Raw genomic sequence first — 26121 nt, forward strand, 5'->3', positions numbered from 1 at the left:
CGCCGCTACCGCCGCCCATGCCGGGGATAGGCAGAGCGTCTAAACCGGGAATGCTTGGCGCGCCGCCACCGCCGAGGCCGGCGAGGGCATCAAACAACGGTGCCAGGGCATCCAGTCCGGGTGCGCCGCCGCTACCGCCGCCCATGCCGGGGATAGGCAGAGCGTCTAAACCGGGAATGCTCGGTGCACCGCCACCGCCGAGGCCAGCGAGGGCATCAAACAAGGGGGCTAAAGCGTCCAGTCCGGGTGCGCCGCCGCTACCGCCGTCCATGCCGGGAATAGGCAGAGCATCCAGGCCGGGCAGGCTTGGCGCGCCGCCACCGCCAAGACCAGCGAGGGCATCAAACAAGGGGGCTAAGGCGTCCAGTCCGGGTGCGCCGCCGCTACCACCGTCCATGCCGGGAATAGGCAGAGCATCCAGGCCGGGCAGGCTTGGCGCGCCGCCACCGCCAAGACCAGCGAGGGCATCAAACAAGGGGGCTAAAGCGTCCAGTCCGGGTGCGCCGCCGCTACCGCCGTCCATGCCGGGAATAGGCAGAGCATCCAGGCCGGGCAGGCTTGGCGCGCCGCCACCGCCAAGACCAGCGAGGGCATCAAACAAGGGGGCTAAGGCGTCCAGTCCGGGTGCGCCGCCGCTACCACCGTCCATGCCGGGAATAGGCAGAGCATCGAGACCGGGCAGGCTTGGCGCGCCGCCACCGCCGAGACCGGCGAGGGCGTCAAATAAGGGTGACAGGGCGTCTAAACCCGGGGCACCACCGAGAGAATCGAGCCCGGGGAGGCCGCCGTCGGGTAAGCCGTCAAGCCCTGGCAGTCCGCCGCCACCCAGTGAATCCAGGGGCAGGGCGCTAAGGCCGGGAATGCTGCCCAGCAGGCCAGTCAATGCGTCCAGTGGCAGAGGAGCGGTTTGCGCATGTCCCGCGCTAGAGGCCGCGAGCGCAACGCTCAGGGCCAGGGTGTTTTTAATCTTTTTAAATGGCATGAGAAGTCTCCCTTCATCCTTAATTATTACTTTGAGCGGAGCGAGATCACGACACCGCCTGTCAGCGAGATACGTCTAGGTGTCGGCCTAGAAATATCACGGACAACGCTTGTTGCGTCTTAGTTATGATTTGAACAGGGGGTACTACGAATGTACCTAGGTATTTACCCTTATATTGGTCGGCGTGCTGAGTGAGTCACATCTTCAACAAGTGATGGCGTTCTTGATCAAACGCATGTTTTGTTGATGAGGGGCTGTGTTTGAATGGGTGCCTGGAAAGGAGAATCCCTATGCAAGCACTTCCCCATTTGTACACGGTCAGTGGTCGCGCCGAGGCGGCTTCCGACGTTAGCTTGAGCGCGCCAGGGCTGGAAACCCTGCTATCGGCACCGCCCGCTGAATTTGGCGGCCCGGGAGACAAATGGTCGCCGGAAACGCTGTTGCTGGCATCAATGGTCGATTGTTTTATTTTAACTTTCAAGGCGGTGGCCCGGGCCTCTCATCTTGAGTGGTTGAGTCTGTCCTGCGAGGTCGATGGCACTTTGGAGAAAAGCGACGGTGCTGTCCGCTTTACGCGTTTCCTTACCCGCGCTCGCCTGCACATACCGGAGGGCGTCAGTGTTGAGGTGGCTGAGCGCCTGCTGCATAAATCTGAGAAAGCCTGCCTAATCGCGAACTCTGTTAGCGGCGAGAAGGTATTAGAGGCCGCTGTCAGCGTGGTGACATAGTTTCTGCCCTTGCGGTGTTGTGCATCTCAGCGGGACGTTGGCAGGCTGAGCGGTTATGCTTGGGCGCTAATCACGTTGATGAGACTGCCAATGAAAACACCTGCTATCTTGTTGTGCGCATGCCTGTTCGCGATGCCGGGTTATGCGCAATCTGCTGATGAGAAACACGCACTGGTTGATAGCTTGCTTGAGCTGACGGGCCAGTCAGTGCCGACCATCGCCAGCCAATTTTCCCGCCTATTTAACGACAGCCTGACCCGTCAGTTACGGGCCAGTTACCCGAATTTACCGGCAGCGGCGAACAGTGTGGTTAAAGAAGAGGTTGATGCGGTGATATACAGCCAGCTCATTGCCAGCGATGCCTATGCCAATGCGATGCGCGAGATTTACACGGAGGCATTGACTGGGCCTCAGCTCCGTGAGCTATTGACGTTTTATCGCAGTGATCTCGGAAAAACGTTACTGCGCGTCACCCCGGAAATCAATTCGCGCAGCAGTCAACTGGGGCGAGAGTACGGTGAACGCCTATCTGCGGAGATTCGTCGTCGCGTTAGTCAGCGGCTAGAGAATGAAAAGCTCCTCTGACGAATCGTGCTAGGGGTTAATGCGAATACAAGGGTTGCTGATTTCCCCGCAACCTAGAAGGCCCGTTGTAAGTGGTAAGCGAGGCATGCGACGGACGTCCTTAAATAGTGAGTTGGCATGGAACGGTCGCATGAATTCCTGAAAATGACCCTCGATACGATGAGCGAGCATATCGCCGTCATCGACGAGACCGGCTTGATACTCTATGTGAACAGCCGTTGGCGGCAGTTTGCTGAGCAAAACGCCTGCGGTGCTCACTATGAGTGGAAGGGGCAAAACTACTTGTCGGTGTGCGACCGATCGGCGGAATCGGGAGACGAATTGGCGGGGGGCGCGGCGGCAGGCATTCGCGATTTGATTGGCAGTCAGCGCAACCATTTTTATCTGGAGTACCCCTGCGACAGTCCCGAGCAGTCGCGTTGGTTCATGATGCGCGTCACGCGTTTTTCTCTCTGTGATGTCAGTTACTTTGTCATTTCCCATCAAGATATTACCGAGAGGAAGCAAGCCGAAGAGCTGGTAAGCAAGCTCGCCCGCTCGGATGGTTTAACTGGCGTGGCGAATCGACGGTGTTTTGACGAGTTTTTGCGTAATGAGTGGCAGCGCTGCGCCCGCCTTGGGTTACCTGTTAGCCTGGCAATTATTGATATCGACTATTTCAAGCTGGTCAACGATACCTACGGTCACCAGTCCGGGGATGACTGCCTTAGGCAGGTAGGGCAGTTGTTGAGCCAGTTTGCTAAGCGCTCCACAGACATCTGCGCCCGCTACGGCGGCGAGGAGTTTGCGCTGGTGATGGGCAATACCTCTATTGAGCAAGCGCGGGCACTCCTTGAGCCTTTGAATGCCGCGATTAAGCAGCTTGCCCTTCCAAACAGAGCGTCGCCAATAGCACCGGTGCTTACCGCCAGCGTGGGCTTGGCCTGCTTAATTCCCAAGCCTGACAGCAGCGAGGATACGCTACTGGCCTTGGCCGATGCGCAACTCTATGCCGCGAAGGCTGCCGGGCGTAACCAGCTTGCGGCGGCGAGTTGAGGTATGCCTAGTGATGCCTTACAGATCTAAGTATTACCCCAGATGGCTGTCTCTACTATAACAGCTACCCTATGGTGCAAATTTTTCTATAAGGATTGTTGTTATGAAGGGATTCGCTCCTTTTGTTTGTTTGGGTATTTTGTCGTCTCCAGTGTTGGCGAATGAGCAAGATCCTGTCGTCTATGTTGGTGCAATCTACTCTCACATACTCTACGAGGCTGGTGATTTTGACGGTGATCTAGCTGCCTACGGTGCTTTGTTGGGTTTCCCCGTAAACGAGCATTTTGCAATTGAGCTACGTTATTTGGTCGGTGAAGAGGGGGAAACCACGAACGTAGGAAGCAGCGTAGACGTTAATGATATGTTGGGTGCCTACCTTCGCGCTGGTATGCCTCTTTCGGATCGCCTCTATCCGTATGCGTTGCTCGGTAAAAGTAAGTTTGAACTAAATGGCGGCGCCCCAGGTGATGGCGGTAAGAGTGGGTTGAGTTACGGCTTGGGTATGCAGGTTTCTTTTACTGAGTCGCCAGCGCTCATCAATATCGAGTATGCGAGTTTGCTAGACAGGGACGACTATGAGTTGACTGGTCTCACAGTAAGTCTGCAGGTGCAGTACTAGCTATCATAGGGCGGCGGACGCTCACAGTGTTGCCGCCAATGCGATGAGCTGTTCGCGTAGCCAGCGATGCCCCGCGTCGGCATTGGCGCTGCGGTGCCAGTAGAGCGTCATATCGAGTGTGGGGGTAAGCACAGGCAGGGGTTGCAGCGCTAAGCCGAGCAAGTCGGCGTAGCGCTCACCCAGTTGCTGGGGAAGGGTGAGCAGTAGCGATGATGCAGCCACGACGTGGCAGGCTGCATGGTAGCTCTGACCGCGTACCTGCACCTGACGTTTGAAGCCCTGTTGCTGTAACTGTATATCTTCAAACAGCGCTCCCTCCCGCCGCCCGGAAACACCGATATGTCGCGCCTGCAGGTAGCCTTCCATGGTGAGAGCGTGCGCGGCCAGTGGATGGTCGGCACGCATCAGTACGCAGAGTGGCTCACTGCGCAAGGGGCGCTGCTCAATACTGCTGTCGACAGTCTGGGGAACATCCACCGCTAATGACAACTCCCCAAGGGCGAGGTGGCGGCTGAGTTGATCCCGACGCAGCCGCCGGCTGTGTATAGAAAGCCCGGGTGCACTTGCTGAAAGTTGCTTGATCAGTGGCGGCAGCAGCAGGAATTCCATGGTGTCGCCCAGACCTAATACAAAGCGCCGGTGTGAGGCGCTTGGCTCAAAATGCTGCCCGCGGTGCACGCTGTCTTGCAACAAACTCAGCGCGGATTGGATGTCGTCGGCGATGGCGTCAGCGACCGGCGTTGGCGCGATGCTACGACCACGCCTGATGAACAGGGGGTCGTCAAAATGTTCGCGCAGGCGCGACAGGGCGTTGCTCACCGCCGGTTGGCTTAGGTGGAGGTCGCGGGCGGCTTCCGTTAACGAGCCAGCGCGGTAGATCGCGTCAAAAACGCGAAAGAGATTCAGGTCCATGGCGGCCACTCAATTCATTCATAATTAGAATAATAACTGATTTATAAAATAAATTAGACTGATGTTTTGAGTCGCCGTAATCTGGTTGGCTAAACCCGTAAGGAGCCGATCATGGATTTCAGTCTCAGCCCTCGTGCCCAGGACTTGCGCGACCAAGTTCGTCATTTCATTGATAACCATATTATGCCCGTTGAAGAGGCCGTACTGCCGGAGTTGCTGCTTAGCAAACACGGCGGTGACTGGGGGCAGTGGTCGGTGTTGCCGCAGGTGGAAGCACTGAAGGAGAAAGCCCGCGAACTTGGGTTGTGGAATCTGTTTTTGCCCGATGCCGAATTCGGCGCCGGCCTGTCAGTAAGCGAATATGCGGTGCTTGCCGAGCAAATGGGGCGTTCGCATTTTGCGCCTGAAGTCTTTAACTGCAATGCGCCCGACACCGGCAATATGGAGGTGTTGTGGAAGTATGGCAGCGAGGCGCAAAAAGCCCGCTGGCTCACCCCGTTGCTGAATGCTGAAATTCGATCGGTGTTCTTTATGACCGAACCGGATGTTGCCTCTTCCGATGCCACCAATATGGAAGCCACCATAGCGGTAGACGGCGACGAGCTGGTGCTCAACGGTAAAAAATGGTGGTCGACAGGGGTGGGTGATCCGCGCTGTGAAGTCGGCGTATTTATGGGGCTGAGCAACCCCGATGCCGCGCGCCACAGTCGCCATTCCATGGTGTTGGTACCGATGAATACGCCAGGCGTGACCATCAAACGCATGCTGCCGGTGTTTGGCGGCTTTGATGAGCCTATCGGTCACGGCGAGGTGTGGTTTGACAATGTTCGCGTGCCTAAAGACAACTTGATTTTGGGTTTGGGGCGCGGTTTTGAAATTGCTCAGGGCCGACTGGGGCCGGGACGTATTCACCACTGTATGCGCGCCATTGGCGCCGCTGAACGCGCATTGGAGTTAATGATTAAGCGCGGTCAGTCGCGGCAGGCCTTTGGCAAGCCGCTGATTAAGTTGGGCGCCAACCCCGAGCGTGTTGCCGACCTGAGAATTGCCATCGACCAAGCCCGATTGCTCACGCAATATGCCGCGTGGAAGATCGACCAGGTCGGCGCCATGGCGGCGCTCAGCGAAATTTCTGCTATCAAGGTGGTCGCGCCCAATGTGCTGCAAAATGTCGTGGATGAAGCCATTCAATTATATGGCGGAGCGGGTCTAAGCAATGACACGCCGCTGGCATCCATGTTTGCAATGGCAAGGGTATTGCGCATTGCCGACGGGCCAGATGCGGTGCACCGCAATTTGATTGCCCGACTAGAATTTGCCAAATACAACACACCCTAAGGCGAGGCACAGAGATCACTATGGCAAGTATGACAACGCAGGCTCCGCGCGTATTTATTACCGGTGGCGCATCGGGTTTGGGGCGCGCCTTGGCCGAACGCTATGCGCAGGCGGGTTACTGGGTGTGCATCGGCGATATCCATAAGGAGCGCGGTGAAGAAACCCTGCAAGCGCTTCAGGCGGTTACCACCGCGCAATATTTGCACTGCGATGTGCAGCGCGAAGACGATCTGCAGTCTGCCGCTGATTGGCTGCGCCAGCACTGGTCCGGTGTGGATGTGGTGATCAACAACGCTGGGGTTGCCACGGCCGGTGCGATAGATGAGCAGAGCATGGAAGACTGGCAGTGGGTAATGGACATCAATGTGTTGGGTGTGGTGCGCGGTTGCAAGGTGTTCACGCCGCTGTTGCGTCAGCAGGGCGGTGGTCACCTGGTGAATGTGGCGTCGCTGGCAGGGGTGATACATCCACCGAAAATGGCGTCCTACTGTGCAACCAAAGCGGCGGTGGTGGCGTTATCGGAAACGCTGACGCTGGAGCTGGATAGCGACAATATTGCGGTTTCGGTTGTGTGCCCGGCGTTCTTTCGAACCAACCTGGCAGAATCGCTGCGCGCCTCAGACCCGACGTCGACGGTATTAACTCAGAAGTTGGTTAACAAGGCGAAAGTAAGCGCTGACGAGATTGCCGAGAAGGTATTTCGAGGGGTGGAGGAGAAGCAGTTTAAAATTCTTACCCACGACGACAGCAAGCGTTTGGTGATGCTGAAACGCCTGCTGCCCTATCGCTGGTTTCGTAAAATTATGCTGAAAAATACTGCGGGTATGATGCGCAAGCGCTGATTAAATCAGCGCGAGCAAGGCATTCACCGCCAGGCCGAGCATGGCCAGGCTGCTCAGTGCAAAAATACTGAATCGCAGCATCACCACATTGCGGGTGCTTTGCACGATACTGTGGGTAATACGGCAAGCCACATAAAACCAGGCGAATGCCAGGTTAATGCCATCGCCCTGGCCAAGCATAGCCAGCACGATTGCCGTGGCATAAAAGATGGTCGGCTGCTCCATCAAGTGGTTGTAGTTATCAGCCTTCCACTGAATGCGCTTGTCCATCATCGTTGCCAGCTCGGCGGTGCGTTCACCGGCGCTGGGTGGCATGCGTGCTTTGCTCATTGCTGGAAGGCGTGACATGGCCATCCAGCTGAGCATGACCATGCTCCACAGCACAAGGCTGATCACAGGCAGTAAAATGGGAGAGGCGTCCATAGTCTTTTCCTTTGTCGTGATTTTTATCGATGTGGCCGCTTTGGCCTGAAGCGAATATAACAATATCCATGTGAATAGAAATGAGATCAGGGGACGTTATGTTTAGAAAGAATGTATTGATTACCGGTGCCAGTTCAGGACTGGGTGAAGGCATGGCGCGGGCCTTTGCCGCGAAAGGCTGCAATTTGGCGCTGTGCGCGCGACGGGTTGAAAACCTGGAGGCAATAAAAGCGGATATTGAGGCAAAACACCCCGATGTTCAGGTGCTGATTAAAGCCCTGGATGTCTGTGATTACGAGCAGGTGTTTACCGTGTTTAATGCCTTTCGCGATGAGTTGGGCAGCCTCGATCGAGTGATTGTGAATGCGGGGATGGGCAAGGGCGCGTCGATGGGCACCGGGTACTTCCACGCCAACCTTCGCACTGCTCAGACTAATTTCACGGGTGCCTTGGCGCAGTGTGAAGCGGCGATGACCATATTTCGCGAGCAAAATGCCGGGCACTTGGTCACCATCTCTTCAATGAGTGCGCTGCGGGGTATGCCGCGTGCCATCAACATTTACGCTGCTACCAAAGCGGGTTTGCGCACCATGACAGAGGGGCTGCGGGCCGATGTTATTGGCACGCCGATCAAAGTGAGCTGTATCCTTCCGGGCTTTATTCTCACGCCTATCAACGAAGATCTGAAAAAGGCGCCAATGCGGGTCGACCTGGAAACGGGGTGCAAGGCCTTGGTCAAGGCTATTGAGAAAGAGCCGGGCGAAGCCAAAGTGCCGGGTTGGCCCTGGGTGCCGATGGGGTGGTTAATGAAGGTGTTGCCGCTGAGTGTGGTTGCCAAAATGACATAGGGCCAATGCCATTCGGTGACGCGCCTGTCGCGCAGCACCGTCCCGCCTTGCTATTCTGTAGTGGCAATTCACCAGGATGCGAGTGCTGACTACATGCCGGAGAAGGATGACGCGCCACTGGCCTTCCATGTACGGGGGCTAACCAAAACCTATGGCGCTGGCGAATCCAAGGTATACGCGCTGCGGGGGGTTGACCTTGATGTGCCACGCGGCGAACTGGTGGTGCTGCTCGGCCAATCCGGCAGTGGTAAATCGACCCTGTTGAACATCCTAGGCGGGCTCGATTCACCCAGTGAGGGGCAGGTGTTTTTTAATGGCGAGGAGCTTACCGCCTTTAATGATCGTCACCTCACCGCCTACCGTCGCCAGCACGTTGGGTTCGTCTTTCAGTTTTACAATCTCATTCCCAGTTTGACCGCGCGCGAGAACGTGACCCTGGTAACCGAAATAGCCGAGCAGGCAATGGCGGCTGAAGAGGCACTGCAGCTGGTGGGATTGGGCGAGCGTATGGACCATTTCCCTGCCCAGTTGTCTGGCGGCGAGCAGCAGCGAGTCGCCATTGCCCGAGCGATAGCCAAACAGCCGCGCGTGCTGCTTTGTGACGAGCCAACCGGGGCGCTGGATAGCAAAACGGGTATCGTTGTGTTGGAAGCCTTATCCAGTGCCAATCGCAGGCTCGATACCACTACCTTGGTGATTACCCACAATGCTGGCATCGCTGAGATGGCGGATCGGGTATTAATTATGGCCGACGGGGCGATTAAGGAAACCCGTATTAACGCCCAGCCACTGAAGCCCTCGGAACTGAGCTGGTAATGGCCGGTTGGTGGCGGCGTGCCCGAGGCTTACTGTGGCTGAAGCCGCTGGATCGAAAATTACTGCGCGACCTCTGGCATATTAAAGGCCAGGCATTTGCTATCGCCATTGTGATCGCTTGCGGTGTGGGCATGTACGTGATGTCCAAGGGGATGCTGGTGTCTCTGGAGGAGACTCGCAGTGCCTACTATGAGCGCTACCGCTTTGCTGATGTGGTGGCGCCGGTTAAGCGTGCCCCGCGTGCGCTGATCAATGAAATCGCTGCTCTGCCCGGAGTGCGCCGTGCCGAGAGCCGCATTCGCGTGGCGGCGATATTGGATGTTGTCGGCGCGCAGGCACCGATCTCAGGGCAGATCATTTCACTACCCGATGCGCCGCAACCCCGTATTAACGATATCGTGCTGCGCAGTGGGCGCTATTTAGATCCTCAGCACAGCAATGAGGTGTTGGTGTTGGAGTCCTTCGCCAATGCGCACAAGCTGGCGCTCGGCGATCATCTCTATGCCATTCTCAATGGTACACAGCGACGCTTAACGCTTGTGGGAACCGTATTATCTCCCGAGTATGTCTATGCCATTGCGCCGGGAGAATTGGTACCGGACGACCGCCGTTTTGGCGTGCTGTGGATGAGTCGAAAAGCGCTGAGTGCGGCATTTGACCTCGATGGCGCGTTTAATGAGGCGCTGATTTTGCACTCGCCGGGCAGCAGTGAAGACGCCTTGGTTGATCGCTTGGATACACTGCTTAAACCCTATGGCACGCCGGGCGCGTATGGTCGCTCTCATCAAATATCAGATCAATTTTTATCTAACGAAATTGACCAGCTCAATACGATGGGAAAGCTGCTGCCACCGATCTTTTTGTTGGTCGCCGCCTTTCTGCTAAACGTTGTTGTTAGTCGGCTTATTGAAACCGAGCGCGAGCAAATTGGTTTGCTCAAGGCCTTTGGTTACGGCAACCTGTTTGTCGGTTTGCATTACTTGAAAATGGTCGGAGCAATTACTGCCCTGGGCATTGCGATGGGTTGTATGCTGGGACTGTGGTTGGGACAGGGTTTGGCGGCTCTGTATATGGATTATTTTAAGTTTCCCTTCCTGCTGTTTCACGCGCCAGCGTCGGTATTTCTCGTTGCCGCAGGGGTAAGTCTGCTTATCGCAGTGTTTGGCACCTTCTCTTCGGTTATCAAGGTGGTTCGGTTGCGGCCCGCGGTGGCGATGGTGCCGCCACCGCCACCTGACTACAGCCGTTCTGCGTTGTGGCTCGAGACCTTGTCGCGTTGGCTGGACCAACCCTCGCGGATGATCTGCCGGCATATCTATCGCTGGCCGAAGCGCTCCGGCCTGACCTCGCTGGGCATTGCCCTGTCCATGGCGCTGCTTATCGGTTCGAGTTTTTCCATGGATGCCATGGTGCATATGATTGATGTGAGCTTTAACGTTATCGATCGGCAGGATGTAACGGTGAGCTTTGTAGAGCCCCGTAACGAGCGGGCATTGCAAGATTTACTGCACGAGCCCGGTGTCATGGCGGCCGAGCCGTTTCGGGCAGTGCCTGTTATTTTCAAGAACGGCCAATATCGTCGACGAGAGTCGATAATCGGCCTCGCCCAGGGCAGTGAGTTGAGCCGCGTGGTCGATACGCACTACCAGCCCGTGGTCATTCCCGCCGAGGGGATTGTGTTGTCTGATAAGCTCGCCGAGTTACTTCACGTGGATGTTGGCGATCTGCTGTCTGTGGAGGTGGCCGAGGGGCGGCGGCCGGTGCTGGATGTTCCCGTGGTGGCAGTGGTGAAAACCTACATGGGAACATCGGCCTACATGAACTTGGTTAGTCTGAGTCGCTTGTTGAAAGAGGAGGTCGCGATTTCCGGTGGCTACCTGCTGGTCGATGGCGATCAGACCGAGGCCCTGTATCGCGCATTAAAAAATACCCCCATCGTCGCGGGTGTCGGTTTACAGGAAAGCGCTCAGCAAGCGTTTAACGATACCCTTCAAGAGAGTCTCGGCACCTTTGTCTTTTTCAACACCTTATTTGCCGGTCTGATTACGGTTGGAGTGGTGTACAACAGCGCGCGCATTTCTCTGTCTGAGCGCGGGCGTGAGTTGGCCAGCCTGCGGGTGCTGGGCCTGACCCGTGGTGAAGTGTCTTATATATTGCTCGGTGAGCTGGCGCTGCTGACTCTGCTGGCGTTGCCGCTGGGCGCGGTACTCGGTTACGGTCTGGCTTGGCTTATGGTCGCCTCGTTTGATACTGAGTTATTCCGCATCCCATTGGTGATTAACACGGCGACCTATGGTTATGCGGCATTAGTGGTGGTGCTGGCCGCCATTGTTTCGGGCTTGTTGGTGAGGCGTCGTATCGATCACCTCGACCTCGTCGCCGTGCTTAAAACAAGGGAATGAACGCGATGGTAGCTCCCGCAGAAAGTAAAACCATTAAGCGCGGCATTATTGCGGTGCTTGTGGTGTCTTTGCTCGGTTTTTTTATCTACGCCTTTTCGCCCGACCCAGTGCCGGTTGATATGGCTGGTGTCTTTCGAGGCGATATGCAGGTGTCGGTGAAAGACGAAGGTTATACCCGCATTGAGGATGTTTACGTGGTTTCAGCGCCGGTTGCCGGCCGTTTATTGCGGATCGATCAACAAGTCGGCGATGCGGTGACGGCCGGCGAAACCCTATTAGCGAAGCTGCTGCCAAGCGATCCGGTGGTGTTGGACTCGCGCAGTCGTCGCCAGGCCGAAGCGAATTTGCGGGCTGCTAACGCCGCTCTGGTGTTGGCGCGAGCGCAGGGCCAGGAGGTTGCCGCACAGCTTGATTTTGCTCGCAGTCAGTTGCAGCGCATTCGCCGAATGGCCGAGCAGGGCAGTGCCTCGGATGCTGAGCTGGATCGCGCCGAGTTGGCGCTGAAATCCGCGCTTGCGGCGAGTCGCAGTGCGCAGGCGGCCGAAGGTATGCGCGCCGCCGAGCTGGAAAATGCCAAAGCGGTGTTGGCGACAGCGGACGATCGCGACGAGGTGCAGGTGGTACCACTGGTATCGCCGATTAGTGGCCGCATTCTGCGTATCTTGCAGGAGAGCGAGAATGTGGTGGCAGCCGGAACCCCGTTGTTGGAATTAGGCGATCCAGCGAAGTTGGAGGTGGTTGTTGATTTACTGTCGCGCGATGCTGTCAGGGTGGAAGACGGTGCCGAGGTCCATATCAGTGGCTGGGGCGGGGAGCAGCCGTTCCGCGGCCGTGTTCAGCGCGTTGAACCCTATGGTTTTACGAAAATTTCCGCTTTGGGTATAGAAGAGCAGCGAGTGAATGTCATCGTGGAGTTGATCGGCGCGCAGTCGCTTTGGCAGGGGCTGGGCCACGGCTATCGGGTTGATGCTGAGGTGGAGCTTTGGCGCGGCAGCGATGTCGTACAGGTTGCCACTGGCGCATTATTTCGCAGTCAGGGGCAGTGGGCCGTATTCAGGGTGCTCGACAATAAGGCGGTACTGACGCCGGTCGTGGTGGGGCAAAATAATGGCCGCAGCGCGCAGGTGTTAGACGGGTTGAGTGTCGGGGAAACGGTAGTGCTGCACCCCAGTGAGCGCATTGCTGACGGTGTGGCGCTGGCTCTTAGAGAGCTATAGCGACGCAGTCAATCGCGGTGAAGTGTGTGGCATCACTGCTCTCGGATTGCCAATGCTCGCCCCTTTCGGTAACGTTCGCTCACATTTTGTTTGCCGCCTAGGGCGGTTTGTCGTGTATTCAGGAGTGACCATGGCGCAATTCGTCTACACCATGAATCGCGTGAGCAAAGTCGTGCCACCCAAGCGCGAGATTCTCAGCGATATTTCCCTTTCTTTCTTCCCGGGTGCCAAAATCGGTGTGCTGGGCTTGAACGGTGCCGGTAAGTCTACCTTGCTGCGCATTATGGCGGGGGTTGATACCGAATTTAATGGCGAGGCGCGCCCGCAGCCGGGTATCAAGATTGGTTACCTGCCCCAGGAGCCAGAGCTGGATCCGAGCAAAGACGTGCGCGGCAATGTCGAAGACGGCGTGGCAGAGGCGAAAGATGCGCTGGCCGAGCTGGATAAAGTCTACGCCGCCTACGCCGAGGCTGACGCCGACTTTGATGCGCTGGCCAAGCGCCAAGCCGAACTCGAAGATATTATTCAGGCGACCGATGCCCACAACCTGGATCACAAGCTGGAAGTGGCGGCCGATGCCTTGCGTCTGCCACCCTGGGATGCTGACGTAACAAAAATCTCCGGTGGTGAGCGCCGCCGTGTCGCGCTGTGTCGCTTGCTGTTGTCGAACCCGGATATGTTGCTGTTGGACGAGCCAACCAACCACTTGGATGCCGAGTCGGTGGGCTGGTTGGAGCGCTTTTTATGTGACTTCCCTGGCACCGTGGTGGCGATCACGCACGACCGCTATTTCCTCGATAACGCCGCCAACTGGATTCTGGAACTCGACCGCGGCCGCGGTATTCCTTATGAGGGTAACTATTCCGACTGGCTGGAAGCCAAGGAGCAGCGCCTGGAGCAAGAGGCCAAGTCTGAGGCGTCGCGCAAAAAAGCAATTGCCACCGAGCTGGAGTGGGTGCGCAGTAACGCCAAGGGGCGTCAAAGCAAGAGCAAGGCGCGTCTGGCGCGCTTTGAGGAAATGCAGTCGCAGGAATTCCAGTCGCGCAGCGAGACCAATGAGATCTACATTCCACCGGGCCCCCGCTTGGGCGATAAGGTGATTGAGGTGAATCACGTTAGCAAGGGCTACGGTGATCGCGCGCTGATTAACGATCTTAGCTTCAGTATTCCCAAGGGCGCGATTGTGGGTATTGTCGGCGGTAACGGCGCCGGTAAGTCCACTCTGTTCCGCATGATCAGCGGCAAGGAACAGCCTGATTCCGGCAGCATTGAGTTGGGCGAGACGGTGAAGCTGGTATCGGTAGAGCAAATGCGCGATGCCCTCGATGACAGCAAAACAGTGTGGGAAGCGGTGTCTGATGGCTTGGATGTATTGCGCATCGGCAGCTATGAAATTCCCTCGCGGGCCTATATTGGCCGCTTTAACTTCAAGGGCAGTGACCAGCAGAAGCGCGTGGGTGAGCTGTCCGGGGGTGAACGCGGTCGACTGCAATTGGCCTGCACGTTAAAAGAAGGCGGCAATGTGTTGCTGTTGGACGAACCGTCCAACGACCTCGACGTGGAAACCCTGCGTGCACTGGAAGACGCCATGCTGGACTTCCCCGGTTGCGCGCTGGTGATCTCCCACGATCGCTGGTTCCTCGACCGAATCGCCACCCACATTTTGGCCTATGAGGGCGACAGTGAGGTGGTGTTCTTTGAGGGCAATTACAGCGAATACCACGAGGACTTTGTGGCGCGCAAAGGCAACAATGCTGCGCCCAAGCGCATGAAGTACAAAAAACTAAAATAGTGCTGCCACCATGCGCGGCGGCAGCAATTGCCCCCGCGCACCGATAAAAGCCGCTTTTATTGGTCTAGCGGCCATTTTTACGCTCCTGATATTTGCTGTATCGCGCGGGGTAGGGGAAAATAGCGCCCTCTTTGCCGCCATCACAATTTCAGGAGCTCCCGATGCCTTCACGTAGCGACCTCGCTAACGCCATTCGCGCTTTGAGTATGGACGCCGTCCAGAAAGCCAAGTCCGGCCATCCGGGTGCGCCCATGGGCATGGCCGATATTGCCGAGGTGTTGTGGCGCGACTACTTGCAGCACAACCCGGCCAACCCTGAGTGGGCCAACCGCGACCGTTTTGTGCTCTCCAATGGTCACGGCTCCATGCTGATCTACTCGCTGCTCCACCTGAGCGGTTACGACCTGTCTATTGAAGACCTGAAAAACTTCCGCCAGCTGCACAGCAAAACCCCCGGCCATCCCGAATACGGTTATACCCCCGGTGTCGAAACCACCACTGGGCCGCTGGGCCAGGGCATTGCCAACGCGGTGGGCATGGCCACGGCTGAGAAAATTCTCGCGGCGCAGTTTAACCGCGACGGCCACGACATCGTCGACCACTACACCTATACCTTTATGGGCGATGGCTGTCTGATGGAAGGTATCTCCCACGAGGTATGTTCACTGGCCGGTACCCTGGGCCTGGGGAAATTGATCGCTTTCTATGACGACAATGGCATTTCCATCGACGGTGAAGTGGAAGGCTGGTTCAGCGACGATACCCCCAAACGCTTTGAAGCCTACGGCTGGCAGGTGATCCCAGCGGTCGACGGCCACGACAGCGATGCCATTGCCGCTGCCATTGAGGCGGGTCGCGCCGAGCCGAACAAGCCCACACTGATCTGCTGCAAAACGGTCATTGGTAAGGGCTCGCCCAATAAGCAGGGCAAAGAAGAGTGCCACGGCGCGCCACTGGGCGATGACGAAATTGCCCTGACTCGCGAAGCGCTTAACTGGCCCCACGGCAGCTTTGAGGTGCCTGAGGATGTCTACAGTGCCTGGAGCGCTCGCGAGCGCGGCGCTGCTGCCGAGCAAGCGTGGAATGAAAAGTTTGCCGCCTACCAGGCTGCCCACCCAGAGTTGGCCGCTGAATTTAAGCGCCGCCTGAGTGGTGACTTGCCCGCCGACTTTGCCCAGAAGGCCGATGCCTTTATTGCCCAGTGCCAGGACGAGGGTAAGGAAGTCGCCACCCGCAAAGCGTCGCAGCTGTGTCTGGATGCCTACGGTGACATGCTGCCAGAACTGCTCGGTGGCTCGGCTGATTTGGCGGGCTCTAACCTCACATGGTGGAAGGGTTCCAAGGCGGTTGAAGCCGACGATGCCAGTGGCAATTACCTGCACTACGGGGTGCGTGAATTCGGTATGTCGGCCATGATGAACGGCATTGCCCTGCACGGTGGTTTTATTAACTACGGCGCGACCTTCCTGGTGTTCATGGAATACGCCCGCAACGCAGTACGTATGGCGGCGCTGATGAAGCAGCGCAGTATCTTTGTTTACACCCACGACTCCATCGGTCTGGGTGAAGACGGCCCGACTCACCAACCAATCGAGCAAATTGCGTCACTGCGTGGCACCCCGAATATGGCGCTGTGGCGCCCCTGCGATATGGTCGAATCGGCCGTGGCCTGGCGCAGCGCACTGGAGCGCGCCGATGGCCCGACGGCACTGATCTTTACTCGTCAGGGTTTGCCCCACCAAAACCGCAGCAGTGCTCAGGTTGCCGCCATTGCTCGCGGCGCCTATGTATTGAGTGACTGTGAGGGCGAACCCGAGGCCATTATTATTGCCACCGGTTCGGAAGTGAAACTGGCGATGGCTGCCCAGCAACAGCTTGCTGAAAATGGCCGCAAAGTACGCGTAGTGTCTATGCCCTGCGCCGAAGCCTTTGAAACGCAAGACGGCTACTATCGCGAGTCGGTATTGCCTAGCAACGTATTGGCGCGCGTCGCCGTTGAAGCGGCGCACAAAGACTATTGGTACAAGTACGTTGGCCTGGACGGCCGTATTGTCGGGATGGACAGCTTTGGCGAGTCGGCGCCGGCGGGTGAACTCTTCAAGCACTTTGGCATTACCACCGAGGCGGTGGTTGCTGCTGTTGAGGACTGCATAGGCGAATGATTCGACTGGCGATCAATGGCTATGGGCGCATTGGGCGCTGCGTATTGCGGGCGCTCTACGAGTCGCCAATGCGCGACGCCATGCGTATTGTGGCCATTAACGAGCCTGCCGATCTGGACACCATCGCGCACTTAACGCGCTACGACAGCACCCACGGCCGTTTTGTGGGTACGGTGGAAAAAGGTGTTGAGTGTTTGCGCATTAACGGTGACGAGATTGCCGTGAGCCACTGCACCGCGCTGCGCGATGTTGACTGGAGTCGGCACAACATCGATGTGGTGCTGGAATGCAGCGGTACCCTCGGCAGTGAGGCCGCACTCCATGAACACCTGGAGCGCGGGGCACGGCATGTGTTGTTGTCGCAGCCGGGTGAGGCGAGTATTCCGACCTATGTGTTTGGCTTAAATCACCACGGCCTGACCAGCGAGCAGCGGGTGATCTCCAATGCCTCGTGTACCACCAATGGCATTACCCCGGTCATCGATGTGCTACACCAGGCCTTTGGTGTGCGCTCGGGTTGTATTACCACCATTCACTCGGCAATGAACGACCAGCCGGTGTTGGACGCCTATCACCACACCGACCTGCGCAAAACGCGCGCGGCGGGCATGTCGATGATTCCGGTCGATACGGGATTGGCGGCGGGTATTGGTCGCATCTTGCCGGATCTGGATGGCCGTTTCGCGGCGCGGGCGGTGCGTATTCCCACGCACAATGTCTCGGCAATGGAGCTGAGCGTGACCCTGCAATCTCGGGTGTCACCCAGCGATGTGAATGCGGCCCTGCAAATGGCCGCGCGCGGTCGGCTGAGTGCTGTACTGGGGGTGAGCGAGGAGCCGCTGGCGTCCTGTGATTTTAACCACGATCCGCGCTCCGGTATTGTCGATGCCGGGCAAACGCGGGTGGCGGACGAGCTGGTGAGTGTCTTCACCTGGTTCGACAATGAATGGGGCTATGCCAACCGTATGTTGGACATGGTCGCACACTGGCTGCATTAGGCGGCACTGTTAGCGTGCCCCGGGCAATGTTGCTGTGGGTACACAGATCTGCACAAGCAGGCGAGTTTAGTTCGGTAAACGGATAGTGAAACGGGAAGTGTTATGAACGTATTGAAAATGCGTGATTTGGATCTGGCGGGCAAGCGTCTGCTGATACGTGAAGATCTGAACGTGCCCATCAAGGATGGAAAAGTGAGCTCCGATGCTCGTCTGCGTGCGGCCCTGCCAACCTTGAAACTGGCGTTGGAAAAAGGGGCCAAGGTGATTGTGATGTCTCACCTGGGGCGCCCGACTGAGGGTGAGTTTGAAGAAAAATACTCAATGCGCCCTGTGGCCGACTACCTCAGTGATGCCCTCGGCCAGCCGGTACCGCTGGTAGCCGATTGGCGCGACGGCGTAGAGCTGGAGGCCGGGCAACTGGTGCTATTGGAAAACGTTCGCTTTAATCCCGGCGAAAAGAAAGATGATGAGTCCCTGGCCAAGGCCTATGCCGCGCTCTGCGACATCTTCGTTATGGACGCTTTCGGTACGGCCCACCGGGCGCAGGCGTCGACCCACGGCGTTGCCAAGTTTGCGCCAACGGCTTGTGCCGGCCCGCTGCTGGCCAATGAGCTGGAGAATTTGGAAAAGGCCTTGGCTAACCCTGCGCGCCCGATGGTTGCCATTGTCGGTGGTTCAAAGGTTTCCACTAAGCTCACCGTATTGGAAACACTGTCTGACAAAGTGGACCAGCTGATTGTTGGTGGCGGCATCGCCAATACTTTCCTGGCGGCGGCGGGCTATAACGTCGGTAAATCGCTTTGCGAAGACGACCTGATCCCACAGGCAAAAGCGCTAATGGAGAAGTGCGATATCCCGCTGCCCAGCGATGTAATGACAGGTAAGAAGTTCGACGAGAACGAGCCGGCAACATTGCGCCCAGTGGAAAATGTCGGCGACGACGACATGATTTTCGATGTTGGCCCAGTGACCGGCTCCGTGCTGGCGGCCATTCTGCGTCAGGCCGGCACCATTATTTGGAACGGCCCGGTGGGTGTATTTGAATTCGACCAGTTTGCCGATGGCACCGAAGACATTGCCAACGCGATCGCTGAGTCAGACGCCTTCTCGATAGCGGGTGGTGGCGATACGCTGGCGGCGGTAGACAAATTTGGTATTGCCGACAAGGTGTCCTACATTTCGACCGGGGGCGGCGCCTTCCTCGAATATGTTGAGGGCAAAGTATTACCGGCAGTTGCGGTACTGGAAGAGCGCGCCAAGTAAGCGCGCTCGCCGATCAATAATTCATATTTAAAAGACTGAAAAGGGAACTCACATGGCACTTATCAGCATGCGTCAAATGCTGGATCACGCCGCAGAATATGGCTATGGCGTACCGGCATTTAATGTAAATAACCTGGAGCAAACCCGCGCCATTATGGAAGCGGCGAGAGAAACCGACAGCCCAGTGATCATGCAAGCCTCGGCTGGGGCGCGAAAGTATGCTGGCGCGCCTTTCCTGCGTCATATGATTCTGGCGGCGATTGAAGAATTCCCTGAAATTCCCGTAGTGATGCACCAGGATCACGGCACCAGCCCCGCCGTTTGTCAGCGCTCGATTCAACTCGGCTTCAGCTCAGTAATGATGGACGGCTCGCTGCGTGAAGATGGCAAAACGCCCTCCGACTACGACTACAACGTCGATGTTACCCGCACGGTTGTCGACATGGCTCACGCCTGTGGTGTTTCCGTTGAGGGTGAGTTGGGTTGTCTGGGTTCACTGGAAACCGGGCAAGCCGGTGAAGAGGACGGCGTGGGTGCAGAGGGCACCTTGTCTCACGAGCAGATGCTTACCGACCCCGAAGAAGCCGCTGACTTCGTTGCCAAAACGGGTGTGGATGCCCTGGCTATTGCCTGTGGTACTAGCCACGGTGCCTACAAATTTACGCGTCCGCCCACTGGCGATATTCTGGCGATCGACCGTATTAAAGCTATCCATGCGCGTATTCCCGACACGCATTTGGTAATGCACGGCAGCTCCAGTGTGCCTCAGGAGTGGCTGGCGATCATCAATGAGTTTGGCGGTGAGATTCCCGAAACATACGGTGTGCCCGTTGAGCAGATCGTCGAGGGCATTAAATACGGTGTGCGCAAGGTCAATATCGATACCGATTTACGCCTGGCGTCCACGGGTGCGGTACGTCGCTTTATGGCGCAAAACCCCAGCGAGTTTGACCCGCGCAAATACCTGAAAGAAACCATCAAGGAAATGAAGGCAATTTGTGTTGCGCGCTACGAAGCCTTCGGCACGGCCGGCAATGCCTCCAAAATTAAACCCGTTAGTTTGGAAGCGATGTTTGGTGAGTACGAGTCGGGTCGTTTAAACCCAAACATTAAATAATCGCGGCGCGCATCGCGCACTAGTGATTGTAAAGCCCGGTACCTGCCGGGCTTTTTTTTTGCCCTTTATTTTGTGCCTGCAGACGGGGCACACTAGGGCCCGCGAAAAAGAATAAACCTAAGGACCTTGCTATGCCGTGGCCCGATAATATCGACCAAGAAAACCTTCCTTCGCTCAGCCCCTTGTCGTTGCAATCGACCGTCAACAGCCAGCCCTGGCTGCCGGAGTACTGTGCTTACTATGGCATTGACCTTGAAAAGGATTACGCGGGTTTATGCCATTACATTGGCTATTTCGAGGCGGAGGGCGAACGCATTGCCACGCAGGTGTTCAAATTGCCCAACGCGCAGCGCACCGCGTTTGTTTATCACGGCTACTACGATCATGTAGGCCTGTTCAACAATGTGATCAATTACTGCTTGAAACACGGTTGCAGTGTGGTGGCTTTCGACCTGCCGGGTCATGGCCTGTCCAGTGGTGAGCGGGCATCGATAGACAGCTTTTTTCGTTACCGCTCCGTATTGCGCGCCGCCTTTGCTGCGGTGGCCCCTTTCGAGCTGCCACCACGACGCTTTGCCATGGCCCAAAGTACGGGTTGCGCCATTGTCGGCTCGCATATTCTGGATGGCGGCAGCGATGACTTTGAGCAAGTGATTTTAATGGCGCCGCTGGTGCGCCCGCGCGCGTTTTGGTGGGGTAAGCCCGCGCACAGTGTCTTAAAGTATTTCCTTCACAGTTTGCCTCGGCGCTTTGCCGACAATTCCGACGACCAGGCCTTTCTGGAGTTTTTGCGCGAGCGCGATCCGCTTCAGCCGCGCATATTGCCGGTAGCCTGGGTGGGAGCGTTGAAAAAGTGGTTGCCGTGGTTCCATGCCCAGCCCGCTTGTGACTGCCCAGTATTGATCCTGCAGGGCGACGCCGATGATACGGTGGATTGGCAGTACAATTTGCCCGTGCTGAGGAAGAAATATCGTCGCCTGCGCGAGGTGATTATTCCCGGCGCGCGTCATCACCTGGTAAAGGAAGGAGAGCACTACCGCGCGCAAATTTGGCAGGCCTGTGATGCGTTTTTGTTTGCCGACCAAGCAGAATAAAAAACGGAGCCGTAAGGCTCCGAAAGAGGGTATTGAGATAAGTCGATAGTAAGACCGGGTGGAAATCTAAAAAGTTCCGCCTACATCATGGTTTGTGCAATGCCTTCAATATCCAGGGTCATTTGTACCGTGCGCGACGCGGGACCCAGATCAAAGTCGATGCCAAAATCCTTCAGGGCGAATTCAGTGGTGCCGGTAAAGCCTTGGCGGTAGCCGCCCCAGGGATCTTTGCCGCCGCCAATTTCTGTCACATCAATACTAATTTCACGAGTTACGCCGTGTAGCGTCAGCTCGCCTTTCAGTTCAGCTTTCCCGTTACCCTTAGGGATAAATGCAGTGCTTTCAAAGCGGGCCTGAGGATACTTCTCGACGTGAAGGAAGTCCTTGCCGCGCAAGTGCTTGTCGCGTTCGGCATGGTTGCTGTTGACGCTGGCAGTATCAATGACAACGGTCACATCGGAGTCTTCGGGCTTTTTGGGGTCGTAGCTAAAGCGGCCTTCGAAGTCGTCAAAGCGACCGTGCAACCAGCTGTAGCCCAAGTGCTTGATCTTAAATTGAATGAAGGCGTGGGCGCCGGCGGTATCGATCTTGTATTCGGTGGCGTGAAGGTTGCCGCTGAGGCTAATGAGCAGGGCGGCGGTGAGTGAGAGTAAGGTTTTCATACATACATCCTCTTTTATTGGGTGGTGAGCCAGTGCTGAAACTACTTCGACCGCGAGTCCGGTGCTTGGTTGGCAAGTCCGAGCATTTTTTTCAGGGTGTTGTCGCGGTTGTAAAAATGGTGCTTGAGGGCCGCCAGTGCGTGCACACCTGCCAGTAATACAATGGCCCAGGCAAGAATCTCGTGAATCTCGCCGGCAACGTCTTCTTGGTTGGGCAGGTCCTGTACGGTAGCTGGCACACTAAACCAATTAAACACCTCGATGGCACGCCCGTCGGCGGTTGAGATCAGATAGCCAGCAAGCATCATCACGACCAGCATGGCATACAGGCCGTAATGGGTGAGGTGTGCGCTTAGGCGCTCCCAGCGCGGGCTATTCGGTGGGCTCTGCGGTGTGGGGTTGGTCGCGCGCCACAGCAGGCGAAAGACCAGCAGCGCCAGCAGGATAAGGCCGATGCTTTTATGAATATGGGGGGCGCGCTGGTACCAGGTGTCATAGTAACCGAGGTCGCGCATCCACAAGCCGAGCCCGAACATGGCGAAAATGGCCAGGGCCATGCCCCAATGCAAGGCGATGCTTACCCAGCCGTAGCGGGTGCTGGTGTTTCTAAGGGGCATAAGGCTCGCGTCTCCATACGATGACAATACGCCCAGTATAGATAGGGTGAGCTGATAAAAAAGCGGATTTATCTGCGTTAATTTATCAGCTATTTCGATACATTAACGACCGGCGAGCAAATTGGCGAGGCGGTCTACCTCGGCCAGATCGGCGCTGGCGGGCACCAATTGAATTTCGTCGCACCCCAGCGCTTCAATGGCATCGAGCCCGTCGAGTATGGCCTTCGGGTCGTGCATGCGCATGGTTGCGGCGACCTTTTCCGCTTCGGCGTCACCGAAAATCTTCAGGTAGTCGAAAACGTAGTCGCGCAGCGCCTGCTCACCATTGTCGGCCAAAGAGTACCAGAAGCCACCCATGCGGTAGGGTTTGTCGGGGCGCTGGCTATTTGCCCAGGCTTGGTCGGCAGCCTTGAAAAAATAATCGATCAGCCCGGCGTCGCCGTCCATGGCAAAGCCATACAGGCCATCGGCCCACTTGGAAACGCGGTCGATACTTTTGGGGCCCATCGCACCGGCGAGAATAGGCGGGCCACCCGCTTGCACGGGCTCGGGGCCAATCTCGTCATAGTCCTCGATTTGCTCTCCCCGCCACACCCGTTTCATCAGCGCGATTTGATCGTCCATACGCTGGAAGCGACCTTTCATACTCGCGCCGAGCGCTTGGTAGTCTTTTTCACGACCGCCCACGCCCACGGTGAGCGTGACGCGACCCTCGGAAAGAATATCCAGAGTGGCAATTTCTTTGGCGGCTTGAACCGCGCTGTGCATGGGCAGCACATACAGTGCTGGGATAATGCGCACGCGCTCGGTACTGGCGGCCGCGAAAGCCAAGATGTTGCGCATTTCCATACTGTAGCCAGTGATGCGCTCACCGCATGACAAGCTGTGGAAGGGGCCTTGGTCGATAATGCCGCACCAGTCTTTAAAGGTTTGGCGGCTCAGGCCGCGTTTCATATAGGGAAGGCAGACGCCAATTTTCATTGCTGTTCTCTTATAGTGTTTTTTTACCATTCTAGGCGGATGAAGCGCTTAGCGACTCACCCAGAAAGGGGATGCTAGGAATAGGCTAGTCTGCACCTCGATGGCGTGCGATGATCCGGAAAACGGTGGAGGCTTTATGAGCGAATCAATTATCTACGCCTTTATTTTCGATGGGCGAGGCGGCGCGCGGGCAATTACGCGAGAGGAAATTGACCTCTGGAAACCCGAGCAGGGCGTGCTCTGGGTGCACGTGGATTACAGCCACAGTGACACGCGTCCGTGGTTATCGGCCTTCGCGAGCCGTGAAGATATTACATCGTTGGATGATCTGGCGGTTGCCGCGTTGCTGGCAGAGGAAACGCGGCCCCGCGCGGCGGCCCACAATGGCGGTCTGTTGATGGCGCTGCGGGGCGTTAATATGAACCCCAATGCCGACCCGGAAGATATGGTGTCGGTGCGCATATTTGCCGACGCCAATCATATTATTAGCTCGCGAAAGCGGCGCTTGCTGTCGATGGACGATGTGGTTGGTCGGTTTGCGCGTGGTGAGGGCCCGTGTTCTAGCGCGGAGTTTGTTGCACTGCTATGTGAGCGTTTGGTTAGCCGTATGGCCGGGCCGATCGAGGAAGCTGAAGATTGCGTGGATCTGTTGGAGGAGTCACTGCTGACAACGCCGCGCGCGCGACTCAGAAATCAATTGAGCGATTTGCGTCGCCAGGCAATATCACTGCGCCGTTACCTGGCGCCGCAGCGAGAAGCCCTGAACTGGATATTAAGTGAACGTGTCGCCTGGTTTGATAATGATGCCCGGGCCACGGTTCGTGAATCCGGTGATCGCTTAGCGCAGTATATTGAAACGCTCGATAGTGTGCGTGAGCGCGCCGCCGTTACGCAGGAAGAATTGGTCAATCAAATTTCCGAAGAGTCGAACGCGCGCATGTATGTGCTGTCCATTGTTTCGGCGATCTTTTTACCGCTCGGTTTTGCTACCGGTTTATTAGGGGTGAATGTTGGCGGAATTCCGGGGGCGGATAATCAGCAAGCCTTTATGCTATTCGTTGGCATGCTAATAGGCGTAGCGGTATTGATGTTGGTTTATTTTCGGTATAAACGCTGGCTTTAAGGCATCTCTGATTAATTCGGTAATGGCTCAGCGGAGCCTCTCGCGTGCACTGGCGAGGCGCAGCGCGAAGGTCAAGGGTGGTTCTCCTTGATGAGTGTGGCAACGACGGCCAGGGGCGCGAGAGACCCGCCCTTCGGGGTTTTGCCTTATTTCGCCTGGCGGCGTTGCGCTCATTTGAAAGGCAACCAGCCTTACTGCCTGAGCGCGCCTTGCCAAACGAAATAAGGCAAAGCCTGAGTTATCACCGAATTAATCAGAGGTGCCTTAATCATTATTAATGGGAATTCAACACATTAATCGCGCGATTGTAGGTTAGAACTTCGATAATTGGTTTATTTCTTGTGAGTGCTGATTGATAATTAAGCGAAGATTTTTTGTATGACGCGACTACTATTTAGTTACGTGTTTTTTTCATTCAATGATTAGTTAAGGATATCTTATGGATATTGCAAAACTTCAGAAGCAGCTCGAAGCGGAGCACAAAGCGCTTGATCAAAAGTTCAAGTTTATTTCAGATCTGCAAGCACTGATGAAAAAGCACGGCCAAACTGCCGAAGGCCTGCTGGAAATTTTGAATGAAACTGAAGCTGCGGCACCTAAGAAGCGCGGCCGTAAACCCGCCGCTGCTAAAGCCGCTCCCGTCGCTAAAAAAGCGGCTACTAAGAAGCCTCGCAAGAAGCAGGCCGCGCGCCCACTGCGTAAGTTTAAGCATCCAAAAACCGGTGAAGTTGCAGAGACGCGCGCGCCACAGGTTGATAAAAAGATCCGTGGTTGGGCAACTGAGCTGAAGACTGACTGGCGCAAGCTGGAAGTTTAAGCTCGTCGCACAGACAGAATTAAGCCGTTTGGTTTGATAAAAAAAACCGCCTTAGGGCGGTTTTTTTGTTTAGGGCGTTTGCACTTCTGTTGTCACACTGAGCAGCTTGTCGAGCTGGCAGGTAAGGGTGTCGCCATTTTGCAGTGGCCCCACGCCTGCCGGGGTTCCCGTCAGCACAATATCGCCGGGCTGCAATGTGAAACTCTGACTAATGTCGGCAAGTAATACGTCGATGGGAAAGAGCATGTCGCTGCAGTGACCCGATTGCTGCCGTTCACCGTTGCGATGCAGCTCAAAGCCCAGCTTTTGCCAGTCGGGGACACTGGTCGCCGGAACAAATGCCGACAGCGGGCAGGCGCCGTCGAACGCTTTGGCTCTCTCCCAGGGGTGACCTTTGGCCTTTAGTTCTGACTGAAGCTCCCGAAGGGTGAGATCGAGTGCCAAGCCGTATCCCGCTATCGCAGCCAGGCAGTCCTCAGGTTTCGCCTGGCTTAACGTCGAGCCGATCAGTAGGGCGACTTCTAGTTCGTGGTGGCATTCACCCTTGCCCTGTGGGAGCGCTATTGGCGCCTCCAAGGCAGCCAGGGCGCTGGCGGGTTTGATGAAAAGCAGCGGCTGCTCGGGTACCGGGTTATTTAATTCCTTGGCATGAGCCGCGTAGTTGCGGCCCACACAGACGATTTTTCCCGGTGGCATCTCCAGCGGGCGACCATCGATAAAACGGTGTTGCGAATACATGGCAAAGCCC

Annotated in this window: 24 protein-coding genes and 1 pseudogene; 18 read left to right on the forward strand and 7 right to left on the reverse strand. The window is 56.6% G+C overall.

Annotated elements, in window-relative coordinates:
• A pseudogene (locus ABNS66_RS08200) lies at positions 1-982 on the reverse strand (hypothetical protein); the annotation flags it as partial.
• Between the two features lie 290 nt (positions 983-1272).
• On the opposite strand from ABNS66_RS08200, the gene ABNS66_RS08205 reads away from it, so the two are divergent.
• The 4 genes from ABNS66_RS08205 to ABNS66_RS08220 all read left to right on the forward strand — a co-directional run bounded on the left by ABNS66_RS08205 (position 1273) and on the right by ABNS66_RS08220 (position 3949).
• Entirely contained in the window at positions 1273-1710 is a 438-nt protein-coding gene (locus ABNS66_RS08205) for an OsmC family protein (RefSeq protein ID WP_286836378.1), read from the forward strand.
• Positions 1711-1800: 90 nt separating this feature from the next.
• A complete protein-coding gene (locus tag ABNS66_RS08210; RefSeq protein ID WP_286836377.1) occupies positions 1801-2295 on the forward strand; it encodes a DUF2059 domain-containing protein in 495 nt (164 codons plus the stop codon).
• A 117-nt stretch (positions 2296-2412) separates the two neighbouring features.
• A complete protein-coding gene (locus ABNS66_RS08215; RefSeq protein WP_286836376.1) occupies positions 2413-3330 on the forward strand; it encodes a diguanylate cyclase in 918 nt (305 codons plus the stop codon).
• Positions 3331-3433: 103 nt separating this feature from the next.
• Positions 3434-3949, forward strand: a complete 516-nt coding sequence (locus ABNS66_RS08220) for a porin family protein (RefSeq protein ID WP_286836374.1) — start codon at positions 3434-3436, stop codon at positions 3947-3949.
• A gap of 21 nt (positions 3950-3970) precedes the next feature.
• Here ABNS66_RS08220 and ABNS66_RS08225 read toward each other — a convergent pair whose 3' ends face one another.
• The gene (locus tag ABNS66_RS08225; RefSeq protein WP_286836372.1) at positions 3971-4861 is read right to left on the reverse strand and encodes a LysR family transcriptional regulator; all 891 of its coding nucleotides are present in this window, start codon (positions 4859-4861) and stop codon (positions 3971-3973) included.
• A gap of 111 nt (positions 4862-4972) precedes the next feature.
• Here ABNS66_RS08225 and ABNS66_RS08230 point away from each other — a divergent pair, with 111 nt between their 5' ends.
• Entirely contained in the window at positions 4973-6199 is a 1227-nt protein-coding gene (locus ABNS66_RS08230; RefSeq protein ID WP_027875154.1) for an acyl-CoA dehydrogenase family protein, read from the forward strand.
• A gap of 20 nt (positions 6200-6219) precedes the next feature.
• Positions 6220-7041: an SDR family oxidoreductase gene (locus tag ABNS66_RS08235; RefSeq protein WP_286695589.1), complete on the forward strand. Its 822-nt coding sequence runs from the start codon at positions 6220-6222 to the stop codon at positions 7039-7041.
• Here ABNS66_RS08235 and ABNS66_RS08240 read toward each other — a convergent pair whose 3' ends face one another.
• Positions 7042-7464 carry an MAPEG family protein gene (locus ABNS66_RS08240; protein WP_286836369.1) on the reverse strand — a complete coding sequence of 141 codons (423 nt, stop codon included), beginning with the start codon at positions 7462-7464 and terminating at the stop codon, positions 7042-7044.
• Positions 7465-7562: 98 nt separating this feature from the next.
• Here ABNS66_RS08240 and ABNS66_RS08245 point away from each other — a divergent pair, with 98 nt between their 5' ends.
• From ABNS66_RS08245 to ABNS66_RS08290, 10 genes are all read left to right on the forward strand, one after another.
• Positions 7563-8312, forward strand: a complete 750-nt coding sequence (locus ABNS66_RS08245; protein WP_286836368.1) for an SDR family oxidoreductase — start codon at positions 7563-7565, stop codon at positions 8310-8312.
• A 60-nt stretch (positions 8313-8372) separates the two neighbouring features.
• On the forward strand, positions 8373-9128 hold the full coding sequence (locus ABNS66_RS08250; protein WP_286836367.1) for an ABC transporter ATP-binding protein: 756 nt from the start codon (positions 8373-8375) through the stop codon (positions 9126-9128).
• Positions 9128-11530 (forward strand): FtsX-like permease family protein, encoded by a 2403-nt coding sequence (locus tag ABNS66_RS08255; RefSeq protein WP_286836365.1) that lies wholly within the window; start codon positions 9128-9130, stop codon positions 11528-11530. Before ABNS66_RS08250 ends, ABNS66_RS08255 begins: the two co-directional genes overlap by 1 nt.
• Positions 11531-11535: 5 nt before the next feature.
• Positions 11536-12747, forward strand: a complete 1212-nt coding sequence (locus tag ABNS66_RS08260; RefSeq protein ID WP_286836363.1) for an HlyD family efflux transporter periplasmic adaptor subunit — start codon at positions 11536-11538, stop codon at positions 12745-12747.
• Positions 12748-12877: 130 nt separating this feature from the next.
• Complete coding sequence (gene ettA / locus ABNS66_RS08265) at positions 12878-14539, forward strand: energy-dependent translational throttle protein EttA (protein WP_027875150.1); 1662 nt, start codon at positions 12878-12880, stop codon at positions 14537-14539.
• Between the two features lie 161 nt (positions 14540-14700).
• Positions 14701-16701, forward strand: coding sequence for a transketolase (tkt, locus tag ABNS66_RS08270; RefSeq protein ID WP_286836360.1), 2001 nt, complete (start codon positions 14701-14703; stop codon positions 16699-16701).
• Positions 16698-17699, forward strand: a complete 1002-nt coding sequence (locus tag ABNS66_RS08275; protein ID WP_204996080.1) for a glyceraldehyde 3-phosphate dehydrogenase NAD-binding domain-containing protein — start codon at positions 16698-16700, stop codon at positions 17697-17699. The genes tkt and ABNS66_RS08275 overlap by 4 nt, the downstream gene beginning before the upstream one ends.
• A gap of 102 nt (positions 17700-17801) precedes the next feature.
• Positions 17802-18962 carry a phosphoglycerate kinase gene (locus ABNS66_RS08280; protein ID WP_204996081.1) on the forward strand — a complete coding sequence of 387 codons (1161 nt, stop codon included), beginning with the start codon at positions 17802-17804 and terminating at the stop codon, positions 18960-18962.
• Between the two features lie 52 nt (positions 18963-19014).
• Positions 19015-20079, forward strand: a complete 1065-nt coding sequence (gene fba, locus ABNS66_RS08285; RefSeq protein ID WP_204996082.1) for a class II fructose-bisphosphate aldolase — start codon at positions 19015-19017, stop codon at positions 20077-20079.
• A 131-nt stretch (positions 20080-20210) separates the two neighbouring features.
• Positions 20211-21173: an alpha/beta hydrolase gene (locus ABNS66_RS08290; RefSeq protein ID WP_286836358.1), complete on the forward strand. Its 963-nt coding sequence runs from the start codon at positions 20211-20213 to the stop codon at positions 21171-21173.
• Between the two features lie 80 nt (positions 21174-21253).
• On the opposite strand, the gene ABNS66_RS08295 is transcribed toward ABNS66_RS08290, so the two are convergent.
• The 3 genes from ABNS66_RS08295 to ABNS66_RS08305 all read right to left on the reverse strand — a co-directional run bounded on the left by ABNS66_RS08295 (position 21254) and on the right by ABNS66_RS08305 (position 23433).
• Entirely contained in the window at positions 21254-21835 is a 582-nt protein-coding gene (locus ABNS66_RS08295) for a YceI family protein (protein WP_286836356.1), read from the reverse strand.
• A gap of 41 nt (positions 21836-21876) precedes the next feature.
• Positions 21877-22452, reverse strand: a complete 576-nt coding sequence (locus tag ABNS66_RS08300; RefSeq protein WP_286836354.1) for a cytochrome b — start codon at positions 22450-22452, stop codon at positions 21877-21879.
• A 102-nt stretch (positions 22453-22554) separates the two neighbouring features.
• Positions 22555-23433 carry an LLM class flavin-dependent oxidoreductase gene (locus tag ABNS66_RS08305; protein WP_027875143.1) on the reverse strand — a complete coding sequence of 293 codons (879 nt, stop codon included), beginning with the start codon at positions 23431-23433 and terminating at the stop codon, positions 22555-22557.
• 136 nt (positions 23434-23569) lie between these two features.
• Here ABNS66_RS08305 and ABNS66_RS08310 point away from each other — a divergent pair, with 136 nt between their 5' ends.
• Both ABNS66_RS08310 and ABNS66_RS08315 read left to right on the forward strand, forming a co-directional pair.
• On the forward strand, positions 23570-24556 hold the full coding sequence (locus ABNS66_RS08310; protein ID WP_286695600.1) for a zinc transporter ZntB: 987 nt from the start codon (positions 23570-23572) through the stop codon (positions 24554-24556).
• Positions 24557-24995: 439 nt separating this feature from the next.
• Positions 24996-25373: a hypothetical protein gene (locus tag ABNS66_RS08315; RefSeq protein ID WP_286838721.1), complete on the forward strand. Its 378-nt coding sequence runs from the start codon at positions 24996-24998 to the stop codon at positions 25371-25373.
• Positions 25374-25442: 69 nt separating this feature from the next.
• Here the strand turns inward: ABNS66_RS08315 and ABNS66_RS08320 are convergent, their stop codons facing one another.
• Positions 25443-26111, reverse strand: a complete 669-nt coding sequence (locus ABNS66_RS08320) for a fumarylacetoacetate hydrolase family protein (RefSeq protein ID WP_286838724.1) — start codon at positions 26109-26111, stop codon at positions 25443-25445.
• Positions 26112-26121: the final 10 nt, after the last annotated feature.

It is taken from the genome of uncultured Spongiibacter sp., assembly GCF_964011655.1.
GTDB classification, from domain to species: Bacteria; Pseudomonadota; Gammaproteobacteria; order Pseudomonadales; family Spongiibacteraceae; genus Spongiibacter; species Spongiibacter marinus.

Bases quoted from the DNA above. Each gene is read 5' to 3' on its own strand.
- ABNS66_RS08205 (WP_286836378.1), top strand. From the start codon at position 1,273: ATGCAAGCACTTCCCCATTTGTACACGGTCAGTGGTCGCGCCGAGGCG.
- ABNS66_RS08210 (WP_286836377.1), top strand. From the start codon at position 1,801: ATGAAAACACCTGCTATCTTGTTGTGCGCATGCCTGTTCGCGATGCCG.
- ABNS66_RS08215 (WP_286836376.1), top strand. From the start codon at position 2,413: ATGGAACGGTCGCATGAATTCCTGAAAATGACCCTCGATACGATGAGC.
- ABNS66_RS08220 (WP_286836374.1), top strand. From the start codon at position 3,434: ATGAAGGGATTCGCTCCTTTTGTTTGTTTGGGTATTTTGTCGTCTCCA.
- ABNS66_RS08225 (WP_286836372.1), bottom strand. From the start codon at position 4,861: ATGGACCTGAATCTCTTTCGCGTTTTTGACGCGATCTACCGCGCTGGC.
- ABNS66_RS08230 (WP_027875154.1), top strand. From the start codon at position 4,973: ATGGATTTCAGTCTCAGCCCTCGTGCCCAGGACTTGCGCGACCAAGTT.
- ABNS66_RS08235 (WP_286695589.1), top strand. From the start codon at position 6,220: ATGGCAAGTATGACAACGCAGGCTCCGCGCGTATTTATTACCGGTGGC.
- ABNS66_RS08240 (WP_286836369.1), bottom strand. From the start codon at position 7,464: ATGGACGCCTCTCCCATTTTACTGCCTGTGATCAGCCTTGTGCTGTGG.
- ABNS66_RS08245 (WP_286836368.1), top strand. From the start codon at position 7,563: ATGTTTAGAAAGAATGTATTGATTACCGGTGCCAGTTCAGGACTGGGT.
- ABNS66_RS08255 (WP_286836365.1), top strand. From the start codon at position 9,128: ATGGCCGGTTGGTGGCGGCGTGCCCGAGGCTTACTGTGGCTGAAGCCG.
- ABNS66_RS08260 (WP_286836363.1), top strand. From the start codon at position 11,536: ATGGTAGCTCCCGCAGAAAGTAAAACCATTAAGCGCGGCATTATTGCG.
- ettA (WP_027875150.1), top strand. From the start codon at position 12,878: ATGGCGCAATTCGTCTACACCATGAATCGCGTGAGCAAAGTCGTGCCA.
- tkt (WP_286836360.1), top strand. From the start codon at position 14,701: ATGCCTTCACGTAGCGACCTCGCTAACGCCATTCGCGCTTTGAGTATG.
- ABNS66_RS08275 (WP_204996080.1), top strand. From the start codon at position 16,698: ATGATTCGACTGGCGATCAATGGCTATGGGCGCATTGGGCGCTGCGTA.
- ABNS66_RS08280 (WP_204996081.1), top strand. From the start codon at position 17,802: ATGAACGTATTGAAAATGCGTGATTTGGATCTGGCGGGCAAGCGTCTG.
- fba (WP_204996082.1), top strand. From the start codon at position 19,015: ATGGCACTTATCAGCATGCGTCAAATGCTGGATCACGCCGCAGAATAT.
- ABNS66_RS08290 (WP_286836358.1), top strand. From the start codon at position 20,211: ATGCCGTGGCCCGATAATATCGACCAAGAAAACCTTCCTTCGCTCAGC.
- ABNS66_RS08295 (WP_286836356.1), bottom strand. From the start codon at position 21,835: ATGAAAACCTTACTCTCACTCACCGCCGCCCTGCTCATTAGCCTCAGC.
- ABNS66_RS08300 (WP_286836354.1), bottom strand. From the start codon at position 22,452: ATGCCCCTTAGAAACACCAGCACCCGCTACGGCTGGGTAAGCATCGCC.
- ABNS66_RS08305 (WP_027875143.1), bottom strand. From the start codon at position 23,433: ATGAAAATTGGCGTCTGCCTTCCCTATATGAAACGCGGCCTGAGCCGC.
- ABNS66_RS08310 (WP_286695600.1), top strand. From the start codon at position 23,570: ATGAGCGAATCAATTATCTACGCCTTTATTTTCGATGGGCGAGGCGGC.
- ABNS66_RS08315 (WP_286838721.1), top strand. From the start codon at position 24,996: ATGGATATTGCAAAACTTCAGAAGCAGCTCGAAGCGGAGCACAAAGCG.
- ABNS66_RS08320 (WP_286838724.1), bottom strand. From the start codon at position 26,111: ATGTATTCGCAACACCGTTTTATCGATGGTCGCCCGCTGGAGATGCCA.